The 17,339-nt window shown below is 67.5% G+C and carries 16 protein-coding genes; 10 read left to right on the forward strand and 6 right to left on the reverse strand.

What is annotated here, in order from left to right:
- Positions 1 to 144: 144 nt before the first annotated feature.
- Positions 145 to 1,935 (reverse strand): VWA domain-containing protein, encoded by a 1,791-nt coding sequence (locus C0481_RS19355; protein ID WP_293406883.1) that lies wholly within the window; start codon positions 1,933 to 1,935, stop codon positions 145 to 147.
- Between the two features lie 218 nt (positions 1,936 to 2,153).
- On the opposite strand from C0481_RS19355, the gene C0481_RS19360 reads away from it, so the two are divergent.
- A complete protein-coding gene (locus tag C0481_RS19360; RefSeq protein ID WP_293406885.1) occupies positions 2,154 to 4,322 on the forward strand; it encodes a TonB-dependent receptor in 2,169 nt (722 codons plus the stop codon).
- 71 nt (positions 4,323 to 4,393) lie between these two features.
- Here C0481_RS19360 and C0481_RS19365 read toward each other — a convergent pair whose 3' ends face one another.
- Together C0481_RS19365 and C0481_RS19370 are read right to left on the reverse strand one after the other, a co-directional pair.
- Entirely contained in the window at positions 4,394 to 4,576 is a 183-nt protein-coding gene (locus C0481_RS19365) for a CsbD family protein (RefSeq protein WP_293406887.1), read from the reverse strand.
- Positions 4,577 to 4,636: 60 nt separating this feature from the next.
- Entirely contained in the window at positions 4,637 to 5,224 is a 588-nt protein-coding gene (locus C0481_RS19370) for a TetR/AcrR family transcriptional regulator (protein ID WP_293406889.1), read from the reverse strand.
- A gap of 93 nt (positions 5,225 to 5,317) precedes the next feature.
- On the opposite strand from C0481_RS19370, the gene C0481_RS19375 reads away from it, so the two are divergent.
- From C0481_RS19375 to C0481_RS19385, 3 genes are all read left to right on the forward strand, one after another.
- On the forward strand, positions 5,318 to 5,671 hold the full coding sequence (locus C0481_RS19375) for a hypothetical protein (RefSeq protein ID WP_293406892.1): 354 nt from the start codon (positions 5,318 to 5,320) through the stop codon (positions 5,669 to 5,671).
- 163 nt (positions 5,672 to 5,834) lie between these two features.
- The gene (gene ettA, locus C0481_RS19380; RefSeq protein ID WP_293406894.1) at positions 5,835 to 7,502 is read left to right on the forward strand and encodes an energy-dependent translational throttle protein EttA; all 1,668 of its coding nucleotides are present in this window, start codon (positions 5,835 to 5,837) and stop codon (positions 7,500 to 7,502) included.
- 72 nt (positions 7,503 to 7,574) lie between these two features.
- Positions 7,575 to 9,230 carry a calcium-binding protein gene (locus tag C0481_RS19385; protein ID WP_293406896.1) on the forward strand — a complete coding sequence of 552 codons (1,656 nt, stop codon included), beginning with the start codon at positions 7,575 to 7,577 and terminating at the stop codon, positions 9,228 to 9,230.
- On the opposite strand, the gene ygiD is transcribed toward C0481_RS19385, so the two are convergent.
- Genes ygiD through C0481_RS19400 form a run of 3 tightly spaced genes read right to left on the reverse strand, consistent with a single transcriptional unit; the run spans position 9,227 to position 11,780 of the window.
- Positions 9,227 to 10,018 carry a 4,5-DOPA dioxygenase extradiol gene (gene ygiD / locus C0481_RS19390; protein WP_293406898.1) on the reverse strand — a complete coding sequence of 264 codons (792 nt, stop codon included), beginning with the start codon at positions 10,016 to 10,018 and terminating at the stop codon, positions 9,227 to 9,229. The genes C0481_RS19385 and ygiD overlap by 4 nt on opposite strands.
- Before the next feature lie 35 nt (positions 10,019 to 10,053).
- Entirely contained in the window at positions 10,054 to 11,271 is a 1,218-nt protein-coding gene (locus C0481_RS19395; RefSeq protein ID WP_293406900.1) for an MFS transporter, read from the reverse strand.
- A complete protein-coding gene (locus C0481_RS19400; RefSeq protein WP_293406902.1) occupies positions 11,268 to 11,780 on the reverse strand; it encodes a hypothetical protein in 513 nt (170 codons plus the stop codon). Before C0481_RS19400 ends, C0481_RS19395 begins: the two co-directional genes overlap by 4 nt.
- Before the next feature lie 51 nt (positions 11,781 to 11,831).
- On the opposite strand from C0481_RS19400, the gene C0481_RS19405 reads away from it, so the two are divergent.
- The 6 genes from C0481_RS19405 to C0481_RS19430 form a co-directional block, all read left to right on the forward strand.
- Entirely contained in the window at positions 11,832 to 12,767 is a 936-nt protein-coding gene (locus C0481_RS19405) for a 2-hydroxyacid dehydrogenase (protein ID WP_293406904.1), read from the forward strand.
- 97 nt (positions 12,768 to 12,864) lie between these two features.
- Entirely contained in the window at positions 12,865 to 13,836 is a 972-nt protein-coding gene (locus tag C0481_RS19410) for a metalloregulator ArsR/SmtB family transcription factor (protein WP_293406922.1), read from the forward strand.
- A complete protein-coding gene (gene metF / locus C0481_RS19415) occupies positions 13,833 to 14,765 on the forward strand; it encodes a methylenetetrahydrofolate reductase [NAD(P)H] (RefSeq protein WP_293406906.1) in 933 nt (310 codons plus the stop codon). The genes C0481_RS19410 and metF overlap by 4 nt, the downstream gene beginning before the upstream one ends.
- A complete protein-coding gene (gene bla / locus C0481_RS19420) occupies positions 14,762 to 15,622 on the forward strand; it encodes a subclass B3 metallo-beta-lactamase (protein WP_293406908.1) in 861 nt (286 codons plus the stop codon). Before metF ends, bla begins: the two co-directional genes overlap by 4 nt.
- Entirely contained in the window at positions 15,619 to 16,680 is a 1,062-nt protein-coding gene (locus C0481_RS19425; protein WP_293406910.1) for a homocysteine S-methyltransferase family protein, read from the forward strand. The genes bla and C0481_RS19425 overlap by 4 nt, the downstream gene beginning before the upstream one ends.
- Positions 16,681 to 16,761: 81 nt before the next feature.
- Positions 16,762 to 17,339, forward strand: a 578-nt coding sequence (locus C0481_RS19430; protein WP_293406912.1) for a dihydropteroate synthase, incomplete at its 3' end; no start/stop codon positions are given.

Consider the following 17,339-nt stretch of genomic DNA (forward strand, 5'->3'; position numbering starts at 1 on the left):
GGTGACGTCGAACACTCGCCGCCTCCCTCTTGTTTGGACCCAGGGCTAACGAACGGGCGAGGGATTTGGTTTCTTACAGTTTTCGCGCGTCAGGCGAACTGGCGCAGACCCGCGCCATCTGGCGGCGGGCCTGCGCGCGGCAGGTCAGTCAGCGCGCGGTTGGCTCTCCCCAGCGGCGCGGACCAGCTGCACGAACTCGGCTCGGATCCCATAGGGGTCATCCCCGCGGGCGCCCTGCGCCAGGGCGCTGACGTCGCTCCAACCGTAGGCAGCGTCGACGCGCGGGTCAGCCTTGAGCATCTGCCCGAAGGCGGCGACGGCCAGCGCCCAGCGGGTCGCCTCGGGCGCGGCCTGAACGGTCGGATAGGCGTCGCGGGCCCCGATCGGCCGCTCGATCAGGTTTGAGACCGCGCCTCCGGGCAGCTTGTAGCGGACCTTCAAGAACGCCAGCTCGCTCGCTGCGCTCGGCGCCGCCGACGGCCGCGCCGAACTGTAGCGCAGGGGATCGCTCGAGCCGCGCGCGCCGGCCGGTGTGATCTCGTAGAGCGCCGTCACCGAGGCGCGGGACCCGACCTCGCCAGCGTCGACCTGATCATTGTTGAAGTCCTCTCGCTGCAGCATCCGCGTCTCATAGCCGATCAGCCGGTACTCGCTGACGGCGGCCGGATTGAACTCGACCTGGATCTTCACGTCGTCGGCGATCGGGAACAGGGAACGGGCGAAGTCGTCGCGCAGCAGCTTGCGCGCCTCGTTGAGGGTGTCGATGTAGGCCGCCGTGCCGTTTCCGTTCTGGGCCAGGGTCTGCATCATCACGTCGTTGTAGTTGCCGCGACCGAAGCCGTAGACCGAGAGATAAGTCCCTTCCTTGCGCTTGGCGGCGACCAGATCCTTGAGCTTGGTCGGGTCGGCGACCCCGACGTTGAAGTCGCCGTCGGTCATCAGGATCACACGGTTGACCGATTTCGGATCGAAGTTCTGACGGGCGAGATCATAGGCGAGCTTCAGGCCCTCGCCGCCGGCCGTGGAGCCGCCGGCCCGCATGGCGCCGAGCGCGCAGCGCACCTTCAGCTTGTTGCGACCGTCGGTTGGGGAAAGCACCGCGCCGGCCGAACCGGCGTAGGCGACGATGGCCACGCGATCCTGCGGCCGCAACTGGTCGACCAGCAGGTTCAGCGACTTGATCGCCAATGGCAGCCGGTCCTCGCTCCACATCGAGCCGGAGGTGTCGACCAGGAACACCAGGTTAAGCGGCGGCTCGGCCTTGCGCGGCAGATCATAGCCCTGCAGTCCGATGTGGACGATCCGCCGCTCCTTCGCCCAGGGCGAGGGGGTGACGGCCACATAGGGCCGGAACGGCGTGGCGCGGTCGGCCGGCTGTGCGTAGCCGTAGTCGAAGTAGTTGATCATCTCCTCGACGCGGACAGCGTCGCTCGGCGGCCGCGAGCCGTCGTTCAGGAACCGCCGCACATTGGCGTAGGAGGCGGTGTCCACGTCGACCGAGAAGGTGGAGACCGGCTCCTCGGCCACGCGCTTGATCGGATTGGACTGGGCGCCGGGATAGCGCTCGGTGTCGACGTGCGGGCGGACCGCCGATCCGGTGACGACGAGCGGGCGGCTTGGCGGGGACTCGGGCGGCGCGATCCGGTGTTGGACCGGTGGAACCGGCAGCGGCGGGATCTGCGGAAGCGCCTCGGCCGCGCGAGGCGAGGGCATAGGCGGCGGGGCGGGCATCGGCGCGGCGCGATAGGCATGGCGAGGGAGCCCGCCGCCATACCCCGTCGGCTGTGGTGAAAAGCCCAGCGCCTCGCAGGCGGCCGCCGTTGGCGCGCCGTCGCGGACGGCCGGCTGGGCCAGCGGCGCGGTGGGGGCGGAGAGCGCGGTCAGCGCCGCCAGACTGGTGACGGAGGCGCTACGCAACATCTTCTGCACTGTCATGGCGAACCTCTCGATAGCTCCATGGCCCAGCTTGGCGCGCTGGCTGCGGCGAAATGTCGGCGTCATCACGACGCAGGCGAGGCATCACAACCGCGTCAGATTGATGCGAATGGGTCGCAGGAGCGATTGCATCTGAGCTTGAGCGTGTTAGTGCGACTAAATCGCATGTAGCTTAAGTGTAGGGGATAGCTTTGTTAGCGCCGATTACCCGTGCCCTGATGAGGACCAGCGCGGGCGTTTGCCTCGCCTTTTCGGGCGGAGCCGCTTTTGCGGAGGTCGAGACCGAAGATCGGCGCAAGGCCCCAGCCGCCCGTGCAGTCAGCGTTGAGAGTGCGGCCAGCGACGCCAATGACGTCGAAGGCGTTGTCGTCACCGCCGCCGGCTTCGAGCAAAAGATTGTCGATGCGCCGGCGAGCGTGACCGTCATCTCCCGCACCGAGCTTCAGCAGATGCGGGCGACCAATCTGGCCGAAGTGCTTTCGACCGTGGAAGGCGTCGACGTTGGGGGTGCGGTCGGCAAGACCGGGGGCCTCAACATCAACATCCGCGGCATGGGCAGCGATTACACGCTGATCCTCGTCGACGGTCGCCGTCAAAACACCGCCGGCAGCGTGACGCCGAACGGCTTTGGCGAGACCTCGACCAGCTTCCTGCCGCCGGTCAGCGCAATCGAGCGCATCGAGGTGGTGCGCGGGCCGGTCTCGACGCTCTACGGCTCGGACGCCATGGGCGGCGTCGTCAACATCATCACCCGCAAGGTCGGCGAGACCTGGGGCGGCTCGGTCACCCTGGACGGCACGATCCAGAGCGACGACGAGTTCGGCGATCTCTATGGCGGCAACGTCTACGCCAGCGGCCCGCTGGTCCCGGGCATGCTCGGCCTGACGCTACGCGGCTCGTTCGTCGACCGTCAGGCCTCGAGCCTGACCTTCACCAGCGTGAACGGCCAGGACCTGCCGGTCGCCGGTTTCGGCCGCAGCCCGACCAAGAGCGAGATCCGCGGCTACGGCGCGCGGCTGAGCTGGACGCCGACCGACGACATGGACTTCTGGCTGGACGCCGACGTCGGAACCCAGTGGTACGACAACTCCAAGGGCCAGATGGGCACCAATACCGTGGCCGGCGGCTACGGCGACGCCCTGGAGTTCAATCGCCAGCAGTACGCCCTGGCGCACAATTGGCGCCTGCCGTTCGGGGTGCTGGAAAGCAACCTCTCGCGCGGCATCACCGAGACCAAGGGGCGGATCATTCCCAACGGCGTCCGCGGCGCCGGCGGCCCCCGGACGCTGGAGTCGACCAACACCATTTTCGACACCAAGTTCTACTCGCAATGGCGCAACCACACCTTCACCGTGGGCGGCCAGTACTGGGACGCCGAGATGATCGACGGCGTCGCTCCCGGCGCCTTCGAGCACCAGCAATGGGCGATCTACGCGGAAGACGAGTGGCGCTTCACCGAGACCCTCGCCCTGACCGTCGGCGCGCGACATGACGACCACAGCAAGTTCGGCGGGCACTTCAGTCCGCGCGCCTATCTGGTCTGGAACCCCAATGAGCACTGGACGCTGAAGGGCGGCGTCAGCCAGGGCTTCAAGACCCCGCGCCTCGAGCAGTTGGCCAGCGGCATTAACGGCTTCGGCGCACAGGGTCGTCTGCCGCTGCTGGGCACCCCGACCCTGACGCCGGAGACCAGCACCAGCAGCGAGATCGGCGTCTACTACGACAATCTGCAGGGCTTCTCGGCGAACCTCACGGTCTTCGACAACCAGTTCAAGGACAAGATCGCCACCGGCGTCCCGGTCAGCAACTGCAGTGCTGGGATGACCCAGGCCCAGTACAATTCGGGAGCGGGTCGCCCGGCGGGCTGCGTCGATGTCGGCTTCTTCCCCGGCTATCCGACCTTCGGTCAGAGCGTGAACATCGACGAGGCGATCACCCGCGGCGTCGAGACCGCCATGCGTCTGCGGTTCCTGGACGCCTGGACCCTCAACGCCAACTACACCTACACCGACAGCGAGCAGAAAAGCGGGGCCTCGGCCGGCCAGAAGCTGACCGACACGCCCGAGCACATGGCCAACGCCGACCTGCGCTGGAACGCTACCGGCCGGCTGACCGCCTGGCTGCGCGGCGAGTACCGCAGCGAGCGGTTCCGCAGCGACGCCCCGGCGCGAGCCGCGCTCGGCGACTTCAAGGCCTACAGCCTGTTCCACGTCGGCGGATCGTTCCAGGTGACCGAGCGCGTGACGGTTAACGCCACGATCTACAACCTGCTCGACAAGGACTTCGTGCGCCTGCTGCCCTATGGCTCGCCGGTCGCCTATGGCGCCGAGTACACCAACAACCAGGAGCCACGGCGCCTGTGGCTGTCGGTGAAGGTCGACTTCTAGCCAGACGCTCCCGCCACGCATGAGAAAGGCCGCGCCCGTCGGGCGCGGCCTCCTTTCGTTGTCGGGCGCTGCTAGTGCTTCAGCGCGTCGCGCGCGGCGTCCTTGATGTCGCCGACACCCTTCTGAATCTTGCCTTCAGTCTTCTCAACGGCGCCCTCGGCCTCGAGTTTGCGGTTCCCGGTCGCCTTGCCGGCGGCCTGCTTGATGGAGCCGGCGGCTTCCTTGGCGGAGCCTTTGATCTGGTCCTTGTGCATCACGTACTCCTTACAACGCGTGCGAAGGACTACGCGGGGCGGCCGCGAGGGTTCCCGACCTTAGCCGTGGCCGAGGCGGTCGAGGAGGGCGCCGAAAGCCGCCCGCGCGGCCTTGCGAGCGCTGGCGTCTTCCAGCATCCGCCGCGCGTCGTTGTGGCCGAGCACGTAACTCTTCATCTGGAACACGGCCATGGCGACCTCGTCGTCGGGCAGGGGAGGGTCGCGTAACGCCTGCATCTCGCGGGCCAGGGTGCGCCGCCATTGCCGGACCCGCTTCTGCAGCAGGTCGCGCAGCGGCCCGGGCTGGTCGTCGAGCTCGATGCTGGCGGCCATGATCAGGCAACCGCCGGCCGCGCGCTCCACCTCGGACCAGTCCAGCCAGCCCTCGAAGATCTTCTCTAGCCGGGCTCGACCCGGCGGCAGCGCCTCGGCCGGTGTCCAGACGAACTCGACGAAGCGGTCGAACTCCTGCTCCAGGGCGACCAGCTCCATCGCCTCCTTGGATTCGAAATGCTTGAAGAGGCCGCTCTTCGAAAGGCCGACGGCCTCGGCCACGTCGTTCAGGCTGACCGCGCCAAAGCCTTTGAGCGCAGCCTGGCGCGCCGTCTCATCCAGGATCCTCGCCCGTGTGGCGTCGCCCTTGCGCAAGTCCGGCCTCCCGCCGCTTGACAAAAAGTGACCGATCGTGCTCTTTTGGCGTTAGTGACCGATCGTGCCTTTTCTACGTCGTCAGGACGCAACATGCAATTTCAAGCCCTCCCCATCCTGGCCGCCGCAGCGGCCCTGCTGATCGCCGCCCCGGCCTCCGCCGCCGGCTACGCGGCCAACGCCAAGCTCCAGAGCCCGGTCTCGACCCCGACCAAGACCGTGGTCGGCGACATCGAGTGGACCTGCGAAGGCGACACCTGCAAGGGCGTTTCCGAACGCCGCGCCGGCCTCGATTCGCTGATGAAGGAGTGCCGCAAGGTTTCCACCGCCATCGGTCCGCTGGCCGCCTACAACAGCCGCGGCCGCGTGATGACCGAGCGCAACGTCGCCGCCTGCAATCGCCTGGCTGACGACAGCCGGGCCGACGGAGAACTCGCCGCGAAATAGCCGCGGCTCCGCCGCCCGCCTCTTTTCCTGCTCGGGGCGGGCGGCGTATTTCTCACGGCGCTCGAGTGCGGCGAGAGTCCCGCTCATTGCGCCTAGCGCCCGCGGCGGCTATCTCCCTCACCGAATTCCCTGATCTTTTCGGCAGAGCGAGCGCGGACGCCTCATGGCGCAGCAATATATTTTCCAGATGCAGGGCCTGACCAAGGCCTATCCCGGCGGCAAGAAGGTGTTCGAGAACATCTGGCTGTCGTTCTACTCGGACGCCAAGATCGGCGTCGTCGGAGTGAACGGCTCGGGCAAGTCGACCCTGCTGAAGATCATGGCCGGGATCGACAAGGAATTTAACGGCGAGGCCAAGGCGGCCGACGGCGTGAAGATGGGCTACCTGCAACAGGAGCCGCACCTTGACGAACAGCTGAACGTCTGGGGCAACGTCATCGCCTGGTGCGAAGAGAAGAAGATCTTCGACCGCTACAACGAAATCGCCGCCAAGCTGGGCGAGGACTACTCCGACGAACTCATGGAGGAGATGACCGCCCTCCAGGAGAAGATCGACGCTGGCGATCTGTGGGACATCGACAGCCGCGTCGAGATGGCCATGGACGCCCTGCGCTGCCCGCCGAACGACTGGCCGGTGGACAAGCTGTCGGGTGGTGAAAAGCGCCGCGTGGCGCTGGCCCGCCTGCTGCTGTCCAAGCCGGACATGCTGCTGCTCGACGAGCCGACCAACCACCTGGACGCCGAGTCCGTGGCCTGGCTGCAGCATCACCTCGAGGCCTTCCCGGGCTGCGTGATCCTCGTCACCCACGACCGCTACTTCCTGGACCAGGTCACCAAGTGGACGCTGGAGCTCGACCGCGGCAAGGGCCACCCGCACGAAGGCAACTACTCCAGCTGGCTGGAAGCCAAGACCAAGCGGATCGTCCAGGAGCAGTCGGAATCCGAAGCTCGCCAGCGCGCGATGACCCGCGAACTGGAATGGGTCCGCTCGGGCGCCAAGGCCCGCCAGGCCAAGTCCAAGGCCCGTCTGGCCGCCTACGAGGACATGGTGCGCGAACAGGAGAGCTCGCGTCAGGCGCAGACCTTCTCGACCATCCAGATCCCGCCGGGCCCGCGCCTGGGCAACGTGGTCATCGAGGCCAACAATCTATCGAAGGCCTACGGCGACAAGGTGCTGTTCGAGAACCTCTCGTTCAGCTTGCCGCCGAACGGCATCGTCGGCGTCATCGGCCCGAACGGCGCCGGCAAGTCGACCCTGTTCCGGATCATCACCGGCCAGGAGCAACCCGACAGCGGGACCTTCCGTCTCGGCGAGACGGTGAAGCTCTCCTATGTCGACCAGAGCCGCGACGCGCTCGATCCCAACAAGACCATCTGGCAGGAAGTGTCCCAAGGGCTGGACATCCTCACGGTCGGCAAGCGCGAGATCAATACGCGCTCCTATGTGGGCTCGTTCAACTTCAAGGGCGGCGACCAGCAGAAGAAGGTCGGCCTGCTGTCGGGCGGTGAACGCAACCGCGTCCACCTGGCCAAGACCCTGACCACCGGCGGCAACGTCATCCTGCTCGACGAACCGACCAACGACCTGGACATCGAGACCCTGCAGAACCTCGAAGAGGCGCTGGAGGAATTCGCCGGCTGCGCCGTGGTCATCTCCCACGACCGCTGGTTCCTGGATCGCCTCGCCACCCACATCCTCGCCTTCGAGGGCGACAGCCATGTCGAGTGGTTCGAAGGCAACTTCGAAGCCTACGAGGAAGACAAGAAGCGCCGCCTGGGCGCCGACAGCCTGATCCCGCATCGGATCAAGTTCCAGAAGTTCACGCGCTAGGCCCACCGGCCAGTTGTGTGCGTCTTTGCGACGCCTCCCGCGAGGGGGGCGTCGCTTCTATTTGGTGCCCCCATGTCACTGTCCGCGACCATCAACTTCGCCAATCTCACCGGCTGGGCGTATGACGCCTCGCGCAACGCCATCCACATGACCGGCGCGGGGGGCCTCGTGCGGACGTGGAGCCTGGACTCCGACCAGTTCACCGGCTCGTTTCAGGTGGGCGGCGCCCCCAGCAGCCTCGATATCACCGTCGGCGACGGTTACCTGCTGGTGGGCAATGGCGACGTCGTGTCGACGGGGAACAGCTCCGGGCCCCTCTACGCCGCCGAGGTGGCGCGGGTGAATCTGGCCGCCGGGACTGTCGAGAAGTTCCAGGTCACGCTGACCGACGGGGGCGAGCGCGGCGTCAACGATCTGGCGATCGGGGCCGACAACGAGGCGCTGATCACCACGAACTATTCCGGCTCGGCCTGGGTCAAGCTGCGCAAGTTCCAGGTCGACGCCGCGACGCCCGAATTCAAGCAGTTTCCAGGGTCGACCGGCGACGTCGTCAATCACAGCTTCGTCGCCGCGTCTGAGGACCGCCGCTACATCCTCTTTGAAGAGGGCAAAATCGGCAACGCACCCCTCAGGATCTACGACACCGTCTCGAACGTGTTCATTGCAGAGACGAACGTGCGCGAAGTCGGCGCCAATGGGTTCAACGCCGGCAAGGGCGACATCAGTACGGCCGCGGGACTCGTTTCCGACGTCTTGCGCGACAACGTCTTCATCTTCGACTTGCAGCTCAAACTGGTCGCTGACCTCACGAGCTTCACCGTCGGCGGCTCGGTGGTCGGCGCCGAGTTCAACGATGGCGGCCATCAGCTCTTTCTGTGGCAAGGCCCGCTGAAGAGCGTCCAGGTCATCGACACATTGACCTGGAAGCAGGTCGGCTCGTTCGACGTCACCTCGGCGACCAAGCCCGCCGACGGCATCGAGGCCACGCCGCACGGCGACATGGACGTCATCGCCGGCGGCCGCGGCCTGGTGCTCGACTTCGGCGCCGGCCTCGAAGTGATCGACCTGGCGTCCAAGCTCAAGATCGAGATCACCGGCGATGCGACGGGCGAGATCCTGCATGGTGCGATCGGCGCCGACCGGCTGCTCGGCGAGGGCGGGGCCGACACCATCTCCGGCTACGAAGGCCAGGATTTCATTCGGGGCGGGGAGGGCGACGACCTGCTGATGGGCGGCAAGGACTTCGACGACCTGCACGGCAACCAAGGCAACGACACGGTCCGCGGCGGACAGGGCGACGACTGGGTGGTCGGCGGCCAGGGCCACGACCTGCTGTTCGGCGACCTGGGAAACGACCTCGTGTTCGGCAACATGGGCGCCGACACCTGTGAAGGCGGCGCCGGCAACGACACCATCCGCGGGGGGCAGGACGGCGATCTGATCTTTGGCGGCGACGGCGACGACTGGATTTCCGGCGACCTGGGCAATGACACGTTGAGCGGCGGGGCCGGCGCGGACACCTTCAACATCTTCGCCGGCTCAGGCGTCGACCGGGTAACGGACTTCTCGGCCGCGGAGGGCGACCGGATCCGCATCGAGGGAGGCGTCACGACCTACACCGTCGTTCAGCAAGGCGCCGATGCGGTTGTCACGGTCGGCGATGCGCAAGTGGTGCTGGTCGGGGTGCAGGCGTCGAGTTTGTCCGCAGGCTCGATCTTCGTCGCCTAGGCGGCGCGACCGACCACCACGCCGGTCATGCTGATCGCGCCCAGGTCGATGGCGTCGTTGAAGAACCGCACCTCGTCGTCCTGGCCCTGAGCGCCCAGCACATAGAGCAGCGGCAGATAGTGCTCGTCGGTCGGGATCGACAGGCGGGCGTCTTGGCCCAGGCTCATCCAATCGATCAGCGGCGCGTGGTCATGCGCCGCGATCAATCCTTTTACGGTCTCGTTGAAGCGGTCAGCCCAGTCGAGCGGCGTGGCGCTCTGGGCGTGGATCGCCAGACGCAGGTTATGCACCCAATCTCCCGAGCCGACGATCAGCACGCCTTCGTCGCGCAGCTCGGCGAGCTTGCGCCCCAGGTCGTAGTGGAACTGCGGCGGCTGGCGCAGGTCGATGGAGAGTTGCAGCACCGGAATGTCGGCCTGCGGGAACATGTGCAGCAGCACGGACCAGGTCCCGTGATCCAGGCCCCAGTCGTGATCGCGCCGCACGGGCGTCGGCGCGAGCAGGTCGCCGACCCGATCGACCAGCCAGGCGTCGCCGGGCGCTGGATACTGGATGTCGTAGAGCGGCTTGGGGAAGCCGTAGAAGTCGTGGATCGTCCGCGGCTGGCTCATCGCCGTGATGGCCGTCTCCTCCACGTACCAGTGCGCTGAGACGCACAGGATCGCCTTCGGACGGGGCAGGCTGTCGCCCAGGTCGCGCCAGGTTTGCGCATAGTCGCCGCCGAGGGCGTTCATCGGGCTGCCGTGGCCGACGAAAATCGCCGGCATGTGGGGGACGCGTTCGCTCATGACGCCCTTCTAGATCGGTAGCGCTTGGCTTCAGGTCAATCGACCGCGTCAATCTCGCGCAAATCGCGCAGCGGCGACAGGGCCCCGATGAGCGGCAGGACGACGAAGCCGAGCGCAGCGATCAGCAGGGCGGCGCGCGGTCCAATGGCCGCACCCAGCGCCCCGCCACCCAAGGCTCCGACAACGGCCATCGCGCCGGGGCCGGCCAGGAAGGCGCCCGAAACGCGGCCGAGGGCGGCCTGCGGGACCAGCGCCTGGCGCAGGCTGGCTGCTAGGACGGCGCCAGCCACCGCCAGCGCATCGCCGACCAGCTGCGAGACGACAAGCGTCGCCAGGCCGGCCGTCGGACTGGCAGGCGCGAACGGCGTGATCAGCACGGCCAGTCCTGCGCCGGTCATCGCCGTTAGGATCGCCGGTCCGTGGCCCAGCCGTCGCGCCAGGCGCGGCGCGAGGGCGGCTCCGGCCAGCGCGCCCGCGCCGCCGGCCGCGATCGCCAGTCCCAGCATCGATGGCGAGAGGCCGAGCGTTCGGATGGCGAAGAGCACATAGAGCGCGCTGAACACGCCGCCGAACAACCCCTGCGCCGACGCCATGGCCAGCAGCGGCCGCACGCGACGGTCGGTCCAGGCGATGCGAAGGCCGGCCGTGAACTCGCGGACCCAGTGCTCCCGCAAGCCTTTGACGGGGCCGGGCTCGGGCGCCCTGATCGTCGCCAGCCACAGGGCGGAAGCGACATAGGTCGCCGAGTTGACGGCCACGGCGATCGGCGCGCTGAGCCACTGGAACAGCAGTCCGGCCAGGGCGGGACCTCCGACTTCGGCCGTCGCGTCGGTCGCCGCCAGGCGGGAGTTGGCTGCAACCAGCCCGCCGCGTTCGACCAGGGTCGGAAGATAGGCGTGGCTGGCCATTTCGAAGATCGCGCTGATTGCGCCGGTCAGGGCCACGACCGCGAACACCTGCGGGAGGTCGAGTGCGCCGAGCACGGCCGCGAGCGGTATGGAGGCCAGCAACGCCGCGCGCAGCAGGTCGGCCCAGATCAGCACCGGCCGGCGGCGGGCGCGATCCACGAACGGTCCGCCGGCCATCGCCGCCAGCAGGGCCGCGCCGCTGGCGACGGCGGCCAGCGGGCCCAGCGTCGAGGCCTGCGCGCCGAGGGTGATCACAGCCATGATCGGCAGGCCCTCGCGGGTGATGCGCGCGCCGAAGGCCGAGATCGCCTGCGCTGCCCAAAGCCGCTGGAAGGCAGTGCTCACGGCGTCAGGCTCGCGAGGAAGGTCTCCATCGCGCGGTCGCCGTTCAGTCGGCGCAGGTTCGCGGGCGGCGCAAGCTGCGCCAGCCAGCGCTCGATCTCGGGGCGGGTGCGGCGATCGTAGCTCCAGATGTCCGCCAGCATCTCTCCGCTGAGCGTGTCGCGGCAGCCAGCCGGCAGGTCGGCGCGTCCGGCGTCGGCGGGATTGAGGCATCGCCTGAGCGCTCGGGTCATCGCCAGCCAGCTGGGCTGCTCCAGGCAGACGATCAGTTCCGCGCGGGGCAGGGTGATGTCGCCGACCAAGGGCAGGAAGCTTCCGTCGACGATCCAGGCGTCGCCGGCCAGCGCCGCGCTGACGCGCTGGCGGAACACGAGCGGATCGCCGTGGGTCCAGCCGGGACCATAGTAGAGCGGGTCGAGGTGAACGACTGGAATGTCGAGCGCGCAGCTCAGCCGGCGCCCCAGCCGAGACTTGCCGCTGCCGGAATTGCCAAGGATCACCACGCGACGCATGACGGCCTCCCTGGACCCTGGCTATAGGACGTCCATATCCCGGAGAACCCCATGACCGACGCCGCCAAGCCGCTTGTCCTGATTTCCCACCAGATGTTGTCGCCGGTGCAACAGGCGTTGGAGGCGGCGGGCTACGATGTGGCGCGTCGCTGGGAACTGACCCTGGGTCAGGCCGAGCAGGTGCGGGCGATCGTTCATGCCGGCGAAATTCCGCTGAGCCACGAGTTTCTCGAGAGCCTGCCGCGCCTGGGCCTCATCGCCAATGTCAGCGTCGGCTACGACGGCGTCGACGTGCCGTGGTGCCGGGCGCGTGGCGTCGAGGTCACTCACGCCAAGGGGCTCAGCGCGGACGACGTCGCCGATCACGCCATCGGCCTGCTGATCGCCGGCTGGCGCAACATCGTGGCCGGGGACGCGGTGGTGCGCGGCGGTGGCTGGCGTGACGATCCGCGGGTCGGCAATCGGCCGGGGCTGCGCGGCCGCAAGCTCGGCGTCATGGGCCTGGGCGCGATCGGCGAGGCGGTGGCCGTGCGCGGCGCGGCCATGGGCATGGAGGTCCTCTGGTGGGGGCCGCGCGAGAAGCCGGAAGCGGCATGGCCGCGCGTCGAGAGCCTGACGGCGCTGGCGCAGGTCAGCGATATCCTGGTCGTCGCCTGCCGAGCCGACGAAACCAACCGCAAGGCGGTCGATCGCGAAGTGCTCGACGCGCTCGGCGCCCGCGGCATGTTGGTGAACGTCGCGCGCGGTTCGATCGTCGACGAGGACGCCCTGATCGCAGCCCTGAAGGAAGGGCGGCTGGGGCGGGCGGCGCTCGACGTCTTCGAGGCCGAGCCGACACCCGCCGCCCGTTGGGCCGACGTTCCGAACACCGTGCTGACGCCGCATAGCGCCGGGGGGACGGTCGATTCCATTCCGCGGATGGTTGGGCAGGCGCTCGAAAATGTTCGTCTGTTCATCGCCGGAGAACGGGTTATGAGCGCGGTCTAACCGCGCCTCGCCGCGGCATGCTACAAGCGGCCGCTCGGGGTGATCCGCTGACCGTGCGCACCTTGACATAAAGACATAAAGATATCTTTATGTGCTCATGACGCTCTCCACGAGTCAGGCGGTGGAAATCTTGCGCGCGGCGGGCGAGCCGACGCGCTTGCGCATCCTTGCGCTGCTGGCGGGCGAGGAGCTGGCGGTCTTGGAGCTTTGTCGGGTGCTGGATCAGAGCCAGCCGCGGGTTTCTCGCCACCTGAAACTACTGGCGGAGGCCGGGCTGGTCGAACGGTTCCCGGACGGCGCCTGGGTGTTCTACCGCCTGGTGACCTCAGGCGATGCGCGCCACCTGGCCGACCAGGCGCTGCGGCTGATCGATCCGACCGACGAGATCGTTGTCCGCGACGCCGAGCGGCTGCAGGCCGTGCGTGGCGAACGCTCGGCCGAAGCCGGCGAGTATTTCGCGCGCAACGCCGCCCGTTGGGACGAAATCCGCTCGCTTTACGTCTCCGAGAGCGCCGTCGAGGCGGCGATTCTTGATGCCGTCGGGCCCGGCCCGTTCAAGCGCCTCGTCGACCTTGGTTCTGGCACCGGCCGGATGCTGACCTTGCTCGGACCGCACGCCGAGGCGGCGATCGGCCTCGATCTCTCCCAACAGATGCTGAACATCGCGCGCAATCATGTCGCCGAGGCCGGCCTGGAGGGGTTCGAGCTGCGCCACGGCGATATCTTCGGCACGCGCCTGCCGGGTCAGAGCGCTGATCTGGTCGTGGTCCATCAGGTGCTGCACTATCTGGCCGACCCCGCCGCCGCCGTGCGCGAGGCCGCGCGTTTGGTCGCCGAGGGCGGCCGGCTGCTGATTATTGACTTCGCCCCCCATACCCTCGAGTTCCTGCGCGAGCAGCATCAGCATCGCCGCCTCGGGTTCGCCGAGCCTGAAATGGCGCGTTGGCTGGAGGATGCGGGGCTGTCCGACGTTCGCGTGAGCGCGTTGCCGCCCGTCCGGACTGAAGGGCTCACCGTGAAAATCTGGGTCGCCGAGCGCGCCCGCCTGTCGCAAAGGAGCGCCGCATGAGCCCTCATGAAACTGCGCTCGGACCCGTCGCCCGCGCCGCCGCCGGAAACGCGCGTCGCCCGTCCGTGTCGTTCGAGTTTTCGCCCCCCAAGACGCCTGAGGCCGAAGAGAGTCTGTGGGAGGCGATCCGCCGGCTCGAGCCGCTGAATCCGTCCTTCGTCTCGGTGACCTACGGCGCCGGCGGCTCCACCCGTGACCGCACGCACCGCACGGTCGTCAGGATGCTGAAGGAGACGACCCTAAAGCCTGCCGCTCACCTGACGTGCGTCGAAGCCTCGCGCGCCGAGGTCGACGAGGTCGTGCAGGCCTATTGGGACGCCGGCATTCGTCACATCGTCGCCCTCCGCGGCGACCCGCCGGGCAACATCGGCGGCGTCTATGTGCCCCGCGCGGACGGCTATCTGAACGCCACCGAACTGACCGCCGGCATCAAGGCCGTGGCCCCGTTCGAGGTCAGCGTCAGCCTCTATCCGCAGATCCATCCGGAAAGCCCGTCGATCGATCACGACATCGACGTGCTGAAGGCCAAGATCGACGCCGGAGCGACCCGCGCGATCACCCAGTTCTTCTACGACATCGACGCCTACCTGTTCTTCATGGACAAGCTGCGCAAGGCGGGGGTCACGATCCCGGTCTCGCCGGGGATCATGCCGGTGTCGAACTACAAGGGCCTGAAGAAGATGGCCGGGCCGGTGGGCATTCCGCTGCCGGCGTGGCTGGGCAACCTGTTCGACGGACTCGACAAGGACCCGGAGACCCGCAAGCTGATCGCCGCTTCGGTGGCCTCGGAAATGTGCGTGCGTCTGGCCGAAGAGGGCTATTCGGACTTCCACTTCTACACCCTGAACCGCGCCGACCTCGTCTATGCGATCTGCCGGGTGCTGGGCGTGCGCGAAACCCCGCCCGAACCGGCCGAGGCAGCGGCATGAAGCGTCTCGCCCTCGCACTGGGCCTGCTTGCCTCCGCCAGCGCGGCGCAGGCTCAGTCGCCGGCCAACTGGACCCAGCCGACCGAACCGTTCCAGATCGCCGACAACCTCTACTACGTGGGGACGGCGGGCCTGTCGGCGTTCCTGATCACCACGCCGCAGGGCCACATCCTGATCGACGGCGCCATGCCGACCAGCGCCAAGCCGATCGAGGCGAGCATCGTCAAGCTGGGCTTCAAGCCGGCGGACGTGAAGGTGTTACTGAACACCCACGCCCACTTCGATCATGCCGGCGGTCTCGCCGAGCTCAAGGCCGACACCGGCGCGAAGCTCGCCGCCTCGGCCGGCGATCGTCTGGCGCTGGAGACCGGTAAGTACATCGGCTCGGAAGACGTGAAGGCGTTCGACTTCGCGCCGGTGAAGGTCGACCGCGTGCTCAAGGACGGCGACACGGAGACGCTCGGCGGCGAGACGCTGACCGCGCACGTGACGCCGGGCCATACGGCCGGCTGCACGACCTGGACCTTTCCGGTGACCATTGGCGGCCAGCGCCATGAGGCGGTGCTCTATTGCAGCACCTCGGTCGCCGCCAATCGGCTGGTCTCCAAGACCAAGGGGCCGCAGTACCCGGGCATCGTCGCCGACTACGAGCAGAGCTTCGCCAAGCTCGGCGCTCTCAAGGCCGACGTCTTCCTGGCCCCCCACGCCGAGCAGTTCGGCATGCCGGCCAAGCGGGCCAGGCTGGCGGCCGGCGGCCCCAATCCCTTTATTGATCCAGGCATGCTGCAGACGACCGTGGCGGCCAGCGAGAAGGCCTTCCGCCAGGATCTCGCCAAACAACAGGAAGCCGCGAAATGACCCGTCAGGACCGTATCGCCGCGCTCAAGCAGATCGCTAAGGAGCGGATCCTCATCCTCGACGGCTCTTGGGGCGTGATGATCCAGAAGCGCGGACTGGACGAGGCCGACTATCGCGGCGAGCGCTTCGCGGATCACAAGCTGGAGCTGAAGGGCAACAACGACCTGCTCTGCATCACCCGGCCGGACATCATCGGCGATCTGCACGACCAGTATTACGCCGCCGGCGCTGACATTTCCGAGACCAACACCTTCTCGGCTACCACCATCGCCCAGGCTGAGTACGATTGCGGCGAGGCGGTCTACGACATCAACTTCCTGGGCGCGAAGATCGCCCGCGAGCGCGCGGACGCCTGGACCGTCAAGGAGCCGCACAAGCCGCGCTTCGTCGCCGGCTCGATCGGCCCGCTGCCGAAGATGCTGTCGATGTCGTCGGACGTGAACGATCCGGGCGCGCGGCTCGTCACCTTCGACGAGGTCTACCAGGCTTATCGTGAACAGATGATCGCGCTGCACGACGGCGGCGTGGACATGTACTTGATCGAGACCATCACCGACACGCTCAACTGCAAGGCCGCGATCAAGGCCATCCTCGACCTTGAGGACGAGGGCTACGAGCCGCTGCCGATCTGGATTTCCGGCACCATCACCGACCGTTCGGGCCGCACGCTGTCGGGCCAGACCGTCGAGGCGTTCTGGAACTCGGTGAAGCACGCCAAGCCGTTCGCCATCGGCCTGAACTGCGCGCTGGGCGCCGACCTGATGCGGCCGCACATCGCCGAACTGGCGCGTGTCGCCGACACCCTGGTCTCGGCCTATCCGAACGCCGGCCTGCCCAACGCCATGGGCGAGTACGACGAGCAACCGCACCAGACCGGCCACCAGCTGCACGAGTGGGCCGAGCAGGGGCTGGTCAACATTCTCGGCGGCTGCTGCGGCACGACGCCCGACCACATCCGCCACGTCGCTGAAGCCGTCGCTGGCCTGACGCCGCGCCAGCCGCCCGAGCGGCCCAAGGCGATGCGGCTGGCCGGCCTGGAGCCGTTCGAGTTGGCGTAGGTCCGTCCGCGGACTGTGTTACTTCCCGGCTTCGGCCAAACCTGATTCAGCTTGGGTCCCCGCTTCGGCGGGGAATTTGCGATGCGACCTGTCTTCATCAATGTCGGCGAACGGACCAACGTCACCGGCTCGGCCAAGTTCAAGAAGCTGATCGTCGAGGGCGACTACGCCGCGGCGCTGTCGGTCGCGCGCCAGCAGGTCGAGGCCGGGGCGCAGGTCATCGACATCAACATGGATGAGGGTCTGCTGGACTCGGTCCAGGCCATGAAGACCTTCCTCAACCTATTGGCGGCAGAGCCCGATATTGCACGCGTGCCGATCATGGTCGACTCCTCGAAGTGGGAGGTGATCGAGGCCGGCCTGAAGTGCGTCCAGGGCAAGTGCATCGTCAACTCGATCTCGATGAAGGAAGGCGAGGCCAAGTTCATCGAGCAAGCCAAGGCCTGCCTGCGCTACGGCGCGGCCGTGGTGGTCATGGCCTTCGACGAGGTCGGCCAGGCCGACACCGCTGACCGCAAATACGAGATCTGCGAGCGCGCCTACCGCATCCTGGTCGACCAGGTCGGCTTCCCGCCCGAAGACATCATCTTCGACCCCAACATCTTCGCCGTCGCCACCGGCATCGAGGAGCACGACAACTACGCCGTCGACTTCATCGA

Origin of the sequence: Phenylobacterium sp., from assembly GCF_013822795.1 — a bacterium.
In the GTDB taxonomy this organism is placed as follows: domain Bacteria; phylum Pseudomonadota; class Alphaproteobacteria; order Caulobacterales; family Caulobacteraceae; genus Phenylobacterium.

Bases quoted from the DNA above. Each gene is read 5' to 3' on its own strand.
- C0481_RS19425 (WP_293406910.1), top strand. From the start codon at position 15,619: ATGACCCGTCAGGACCGTATCGCCGCGCTCAAGCAGATCGCTAAGGAG.
- C0481_RS19360 (WP_293406885.1), top strand. From the start codon at position 2,154: ATGAGGACCAGCGCGGGCGTTTGCCTCGCCTTTTCGGGCGGAGCCGCT.
- ettA (WP_293406894.1), top strand. From the start codon at position 5,835: ATGGCGCAGCAATATATTTTCCAGATGCAGGGCCTGACCAAGGCCTAT.
- C0481_RS19410 (WP_293406922.1), top strand. From the start codon at position 12,865: ATGACGCTCTCCACGAGTCAGGCGGTGGAAATCTTGCGCGCGGCGGGC.
- bla (WP_293406908.1), top strand. From the start codon at position 14,762: ATGAAGCGTCTCGCCCTCGCACTGGGCCTGCTTGCCTCCGCCAGCGCG.
- C0481_RS19385 (WP_293406896.1), top strand. From the start codon at position 7,575: ATGTCACTGTCCGCGACCATCAACTTCGCCAATCTCACCGGCTGGGCG.
- ygiD (WP_293406898.1), bottom strand. From the start codon at position 10,018: ATGAGCGAACGCGTCCCCCACATGCCGGCGATTTTCGTCGGCCACGGC.
- C0481_RS19405 (WP_293406904.1), top strand. From the start codon at position 11,832: ATGACCGACGCCGCCAAGCCGCTTGTCCTGATTTCCCACCAGATGTTG.
- C0481_RS19355 (WP_293406883.1), bottom strand. From the start codon at position 1,935: ATGACAGTGCAGAAGATGTTGCGTAGCGCCTCCGTCACCAGTCTGGCG.
- C0481_RS19365 (WP_293406887.1), bottom strand. From the start codon at position 4,576: ATGCACAAGGACCAGATCAAAGGCTCCGCCAAGGAAGCCGCCGGCTCC.
- C0481_RS19400 (WP_293406902.1), bottom strand. From the start codon at position 11,780: ATGCGTCGCGTGGTGATCCTTGGCAATTCCGGCAGCGGCAAGTCTCGG.
- metF (WP_293406906.1), top strand. From the start codon at position 13,833: ATGAGCCCTCATGAAACTGCGCTCGGACCCGTCGCCCGCGCCGCCGCC.
- C0481_RS19375 (WP_293406892.1), top strand. From the start codon at position 5,318: ATGCAATTTCAAGCCCTCCCCATCCTGGCCGCCGCAGCGGCCCTGCTG.